Annotated in this window: 5 protein-coding genes; all 5 read left to right on the top strand. The window is 62.5% G+C overall.

Translation table 11 applies throughout. The features are described from left to right. Positions 1 to 496: M10 family metallopeptidase C-terminal domain-containing protein (locus HX817_RS31375; protein ID WP_256348759.1), on the top strand; the 496-nt coding region annotated here is incomplete at its 5' end. Positions 497 to 570: 74 nt separating this feature from the next. Next, on the top strand, positions 571 to 939 hold the full coding sequence (locus HX817_RS16160) for an AprI/Inh family metalloprotease inhibitor (RefSeq protein WP_050550305.1): 369 nt from the start codon (positions 571 to 573) through the stop codon (positions 937 to 939). Positions 940 to 1,043: 104 nt separating this feature from the next. Continuing rightward, positions 1,044 to 2,795: a type I secretion system permease/ATPase gene (locus HX817_RS16155; protein ID WP_008433777.1), complete on the top strand. Its 1,752-nt coding sequence runs from the start codon at positions 1,044 to 1,046 to the stop codon at positions 2,793 to 2,795. Further along, positions 2,792 to 4,126: an HlyD family type I secretion periplasmic adaptor subunit gene (locus tag HX817_RS16150; protein ID WP_008433775.1), complete on the top strand. Its 1,335-nt coding sequence runs from the start codon at positions 2,792 to 2,794 to the stop codon at positions 4,124 to 4,126. Before HX817_RS16155 ends, HX817_RS16150 begins: the two co-directional genes overlap by 4 nt. Before the next feature lie 2 nt (positions 4,127 to 4,128). Continuing rightward, positions 4,129 to 5,466 carry a TolC family outer membrane protein gene (locus HX817_RS16145; protein WP_177040575.1) on the top strand — a complete coding sequence of 446 codons (1,338 nt, stop codon included), beginning with the start codon at positions 4,129 to 4,131 and terminating at the stop codon, positions 5,464 to 5,466. The last annotated feature ends 101 nt before the right edge of the window (positions 5,467 to 5,567 follow it).

The following is a 5,567-nucleotide window of genomic DNA, read 5'->3' as shown; positions in this document are numbered from 1 at the left end:
GATCAACCTCAATGAAACCTCGTTCTCCGACGTTGGCGGCCTGGTGGGCAACGTTTCCATCGCCAAGGGTGTGACCGTGGAGAACGCCATCGGCGGTTCGGGCAACGACCTGCTGATCGGTAACGCAGCCGCCAACGTCCTCAAGGGCGGTGCCGGCAACGACATCATCTTCGGCGGCGGCGGTGCAGACCAGCTGTGGGGCGGCTCAGGCAACGACACCTTCGTGTTCGGCGCCAGCTCCGACTCCAAGCCGGGTGCGGCGGACAAGATCTTCGACTTCACCTCGGGTTCCGACAAGATCGACCTCACCGGCATCACCAAAGGTGCAGGCCTGACCTTCGTCAACGCGTTTACCGGTCATGCCGGCGACGCGGTGCTGTCCTACGCTTCGGGTACCAACCTGGGCACATTGGCCGTGGACTTCTCCGGGCACGGCGTGGCGGATTTCCTCGTCACCACCGTTGGCCAGGCAGCCGTCAGCGACATCGTGGCCTGATACACGCGTAAAGGAGGGTGGCGCACACGCGCCGCCCTCTGCCCTTGCATCCACCCCATGAACGGGCGAAGGTGATGACGCTATTTCGCAGTACCGTGGCCTGGAGTTTCCAGGTGTTGCTTATGTCGGCAGGAGCCACAGCAATGGCAAGCAGTCTGGTTTTACCTACTTCCGCGCAGTTGGCCGGGCATTGGGCGCTGCATCAGCAAGAGCAGGTGTGCGCACTGGACTTGATTGAGCAGGCTAACGCGTTAGGGGGCGATGTGGAGTGCGCCGGACAATGGCTGGGGGAAGCCCCCGTTAGTTGGACGCCTACTCCCGATGGTATTTGGCTGATGAATGCCGAAGGCACCGGCATAACCCATTTGAATCGCCAGAAAGAAGGCGAATATGAAGGTCGCGCAAAAAACGGCGCGGTATTGATATTGCAACGTGCACCGTAATAGTTCGTTATAACGATATAACCCGATTTTAATGTTTGCCCGCCCCTTATTGGGGCGCTCGGTAAACTATTGCGCGTCATTCGGCTCAGGGAAGATCAGGCAACATGGCGAAGACCACTCCCGTTGCACCATTGTTCAAGGCACTCGGCGACTACAAAAGTATTCTGATCAGTATTGGCTGTTTCACGGCATTGATTAACGTATTGATGTTGGTGCCGTCGATTTATATGTTGCAAGTCTACGACCGCGTGCTGTCTTCACAGAACGAAACCACCCTGGTGATGTTGACGCTGATGGTGGTGGGGTTCTTCGCCTTTATCGGTGTGCTGGAGGTGATTCGCAGCTTTATCGTGATTCGCATCGGCAGCCAGCTGGAGCGGCGTTTCAACCTGCGGGTCTACAAGGCCGCTTTCGAGCGCAACCTGCAACGGGGCGAAGGCCATGGCGGGCAATCCCTGGGGGACCTGACCCACATCCGCCAATTCATCACCGGGCCTGCGCTGTTCGCGTTTTTCGACGCGCCGTGGTTTCCGATCTATCTGTTCGTGATTTTCCTGTTCAACGTGTGGCTGGGTGTCTTGGCCAGTGCCGGTGCCGTGCTGCTGATTGCCCTGGCGTGCCTTAACGAATACCTGACCAAAAAGCCTCTGGGTGAAGCCAGCGGTTATTCCCAGCAATCCACCCAATTGGCCACCAGCCACCTGCACAACGCCGAAACCATCCAGGCCATGGGCATGCTCGGTGCATTGCGCAAGCGCTGGTTCAAGGTGCATTCGCAGTTCCTGGGCCTGCAGAACAAGGCCAGCGACACCGGCTCGATCATCAGTTCCCTGAGTAAATCCCTGCGCCTGTGCCTGCAATCGTTGGTGCTGGGCCTGGGTGCGCTCCTGGTGATCAAGGGCGACATGACCGCCGGGATGATGATCGCAGGCTCCATTTTGATGGGTCGGGTGTTGAGCCCCATCGACCAGTTGATCGCCGTGTGGAAGCAATGGAGTTCGGCCAAGCTGGCCTACCAGCGCCTGGACAACCTGATGCGCGAGTTTCCGCCTCAGGGCGAGCAGATGGCCTTGCCGGCGCCCAAGGGCAATGTGAGCTTCGAGCAAGTCAGCGCAGGCCCGCCGGGGCGACGCGTGCCAACCTTGCATCAAGTCAGCTTCAACCTGACTGCGGGCGAAGTGCTCGGCGTGCTGGGTGCTTCCGGCTCCGGCAAGTCGACGCTGGCCCGCGTGCTGGTGGGCGTATGGCCAACCCTGGCGGGCACCGTGCGCCTGGACGGAGCCGACATTCATCGCTGGGACCGCGACGACCTCGGGCCGCATATCGGTTATCTGCCCCAGGACATCGAACTGTTCAGCGGCAGCATCGCCGACAACATCGCGCGCTTTCGCGAAGCCGACCCGGATTTGGTGGTGCAGGCCGCCCAACAGGCAGGCGTGCACGAATTGATCCTGCGCTTGCCCCACGGCTACGACACCGTGCTCGGCGACGAGGGCAGCGGCCTGTCCGGTGGGCAGAAACAACGGGTCGCCCTGGCCCGCGCGCTGTACGGCGGGCCACGCCTGATCGTGCTCGACGAGCCCAACTCCAACCTCGACACCGTGGGTGAATCCGCCCTGGCCAGCGCGATCATGCAGATGAAAGCCCAGGGCAGCACGGTGGTGCTGGTGACTCACCGTTCCTCGGCGTTGGCCCAGGCCGACAAGCTGCTGGTGCTGAACGAAGGTCGTTTGCAGGCATTTGGTCCGAGCCAGGACGTGCTGCGCGCACTGTCCGGCCAGCAGGAAGCACCACGAGAAAAGGCCGGGGTCAGCCTCAGCCGTCAGTATCAAGCCGGAAGGAATCCAGGCGCATGAGCAGCGACAGCAGCATTCAAATCAACCGCGATTACGAACAGACCCATCCCGAGCACGACGCGCGTTTTTTCGCCCGCATGGGGTGGCTGCTGACGGTGGTCGGCGCCGGCGGGTTTTTCCTCTGGGCCAGTCTGGCGCCGCTGGACCAGGGGATCCCGGTACAAGGCACGGTGGTGGTCTCGGGCAAGCGCAAGGCGGTGCAAACACTGAGCCCCGGCGTGGTCAGCCGGATCCTGGTGCGTGAGGGCGAGGCGGTGAAGCAGGGCCAGCCACTGTTCCGGCTCGACCAGACGCAGAACCAGGCCGACGTGCACTCCCTGCAAGCCCAGTACCGCATGGCCTGGGCCAGCGTGGCACGGTGGCAGAGCGAGCGGGATAACCAGTCGACGATCACCTTTCCGGCGCAATTGAGCGGCAACCCGGACCAAGCCCTGGCACTGGTCCTCGAAGGCCAGCGTCAACTGTTCAGCAGCCGCCGCGAAGCCTTTGCCCGGGAACAGGCCGGGATTCGCGCCAGTATCGAAGGCGCTACGGCGCAACTGAACGGCATGCGCCGCGCCCGCAGTGACCTGACGGCCCAGGCGCAATCCCTGCGAGACCAGTTGAACAACCTGCAACCCCTGGCCGACAACGGCTACATCCCGCGCAACCGGCTGATGGAATACCAGCGGCAACTGTCCCAGGTGCAACAGGACCTGGCGCAGAACACCGGCGAAAGCGGGCGGGTGGAGCAGGGCATCCTCGAATCGCGCCTCAAGTTGCAGCAGCACAGCGAGGAGTACCAGAAGGAAGTGCGCAGCCAACTGGCCGACGCGCAGCTGCGCAGCCTGACCCTGGAACAACAACTGACCTCCGCCGGTTTCGACCTGCAGCACAGCGAGATCAACGCGCCCGCCGATGGCATCGCGGTCAACCTGGGCGTGCACACCGAAGGCGCCGTGGTGCGTGCCGGTGAAACCCTGCTGGAAATCGTGCCCCAGGACACCCGCCTGGAAGTCGAAGGGCGCCTGCCGGTGCACCTGGTGGACAAGGTCGGCGCGCACTTGCCGGTGGATATTCTCTTCACCGCCTTCAATCAGAGCCGCACGCCGCGGGTGCCGGGGGAGGTGAGCCTGATCTCCGCCGACCAGATGCTCGACGAAAAAACCGGCATGCCTTACTACGTGCTGCGCACCACCGTCAGCAGCAGCGCCCTGGAGAAACTCCATGGCCTGGTGATCAAGCCGGGGATGCCCGCCGAGATGTTCATCCGCACCGGCGAGCGCTCCTTGCTCAATTACCTGTTCAAGCCGCTGCTGGACCGCGCCGGCTCGGCATTGACCGAGGAATGAGCATGAAGCCGATGTTCATCGCCTTGCTGCTCGCCTGCAGCAGCGCCCAGGCCGCCATGGGCCCGTTCGATGTCTACGAACAGGCCCTGCGCAACGACCCGGTATTCCTCGGCGCCATCAAGGAGCGCGACGCCGGCCTGGAAAACCGCACCATCGGCCGCGCCGGCCTGCTGCCCAAGCTCTCGTACAACTACAACAAGGGCCGCAACAACTCCCAGGCCACCTTGCCCGACGGGCGCGGCGGCAATTATCACGATGACCGCAACTACAACAGCTATGGCTCCACGTTCACCCTGCAACAGCCGCTGTTCGACTACGAAGCCTATGCCAACTACCGCAAGGGCGTGGCCCAGGCACTGTTTGCCGACGAGAGCTTCCGCGACAAGAGCCAGGCGCTGCTGGTGCGGGTGCTGACCTATTACACCCAGGCGTTGTTTGCCCAGGACCAGATCGACATTGCCCGCGCCAAGAAAAAGGCCTACGAGCAGCAGTTCCAGCAGAACCAGCATCTGTTCCAGCAGGGTGAGGGCACCCGCACCGACATCCTGGAAGCCGAGTCGCGCTATGAGCTGGCGACTGCCGAAGAGATCCAGGCGCTGGATGAACAGGACGCCTCGCTGCGCGAACTCGGGGCGCTGATTGGCGTGCAGAGCGTCAATATCAACGACCTGGCGCCGCTGAACCCGGGGTTTGCCGCCTTCACCCTGACCCCGGCCAATTACGACACCTGGCACGAACTGGCGCTGACCAACAACCCCAACCTGGCCTCGCAACGCCAGTCCGTGGAAGTGGCGCGTTATGAAGTGGAGCGCAACCGTTCGGGGCACCTGCCGCGCATCACGGCGTATGCCAGCTCGCGCCAGCAGGAATCCGACAGCGGCAACACCTACAACCAGCGCTACGACACCAACACCATCGGCATCGAAGTCAGCATGCCGTTGTATGCCGGTGGCGGCGTCTCGGCTTCCACCCGCCAGGCCAGCCGCGCCATGGAGCAGGCCGAGTACGAACTGGAAGGCAAGACTCGCGAAACCCTGATCGAACTGCGGCGCCAGTTCAGTGCTTGCCTGTCGGGAGTGAGCAAGTTGCGGGCGTATGAAAAGGCGCTGACTTCGGCTGAAGCGCTGGTGGTCTCGACCAAGCAAAGCATCCTCGGCGGCGAGCGGGTCAACCTCGATGCGCTGAACGCCGAGCAGCAGCTGTACAGCACCCGTCGCGACCTGGCCCAGGCACGGTACGACTACCTGATGGCCTGGACCAAATTGCATTACTACGCGGGCAACTTGCGTGACACCGACCTGGCCAAGGTGGACGAGGCGTTTGGTCCTGAGAGCCGCTGATGCCTGGACGAGTGGTACTTGGTGCAAGGGAGCTTTGGTGGCATGGGCGCTTGTTTTGGCAAGGGAGCTTTCTGTGGCAAGGGCGCTTGTTGTGGCGAGGG

This window comes from Pseudomonas sp. C6002 (assembly GCF_013385805.1).
Lineage (GTDB): Bacteria > Pseudomonadota > Gammaproteobacteria > Pseudomonadales > Pseudomonadaceae > Aquipseudomonas.
Note: the sequence above shows the minus strand (reverse complement) of the source record. Positions and strands in the feature narration are given on the sequence as shown.

What these genes read in the sequence shown, in the direction of transcription:
- HX817_RS16160 (WP_050550305.1), top strand. Translation starts at nt 571, where the DNA reads ATGACGCTATTTCGCAGTACCGTGGCCTGGAGTTTCCAGGTGTTGCTT.
- HX817_RS16155 (WP_008433777.1), top strand. Translation starts at nt 1,044, where the DNA reads ATGGCGAAGACCACTCCCGTTGCACCATTGTTCAAGGCACTCGGCGAC.
- HX817_RS16150 (WP_008433775.1), top strand. Translation starts at nt 2,792, where the DNA reads ATGAGCAGCGACAGCAGCATTCAAATCAACCGCGATTACGAACAGACC.
- HX817_RS16145 (WP_177040575.1), top strand. Translation starts at nt 4,129, where the DNA reads ATGAAGCCGATGTTCATCGCCTTGCTGCTCGCCTGCAGCAGCGCCCAG.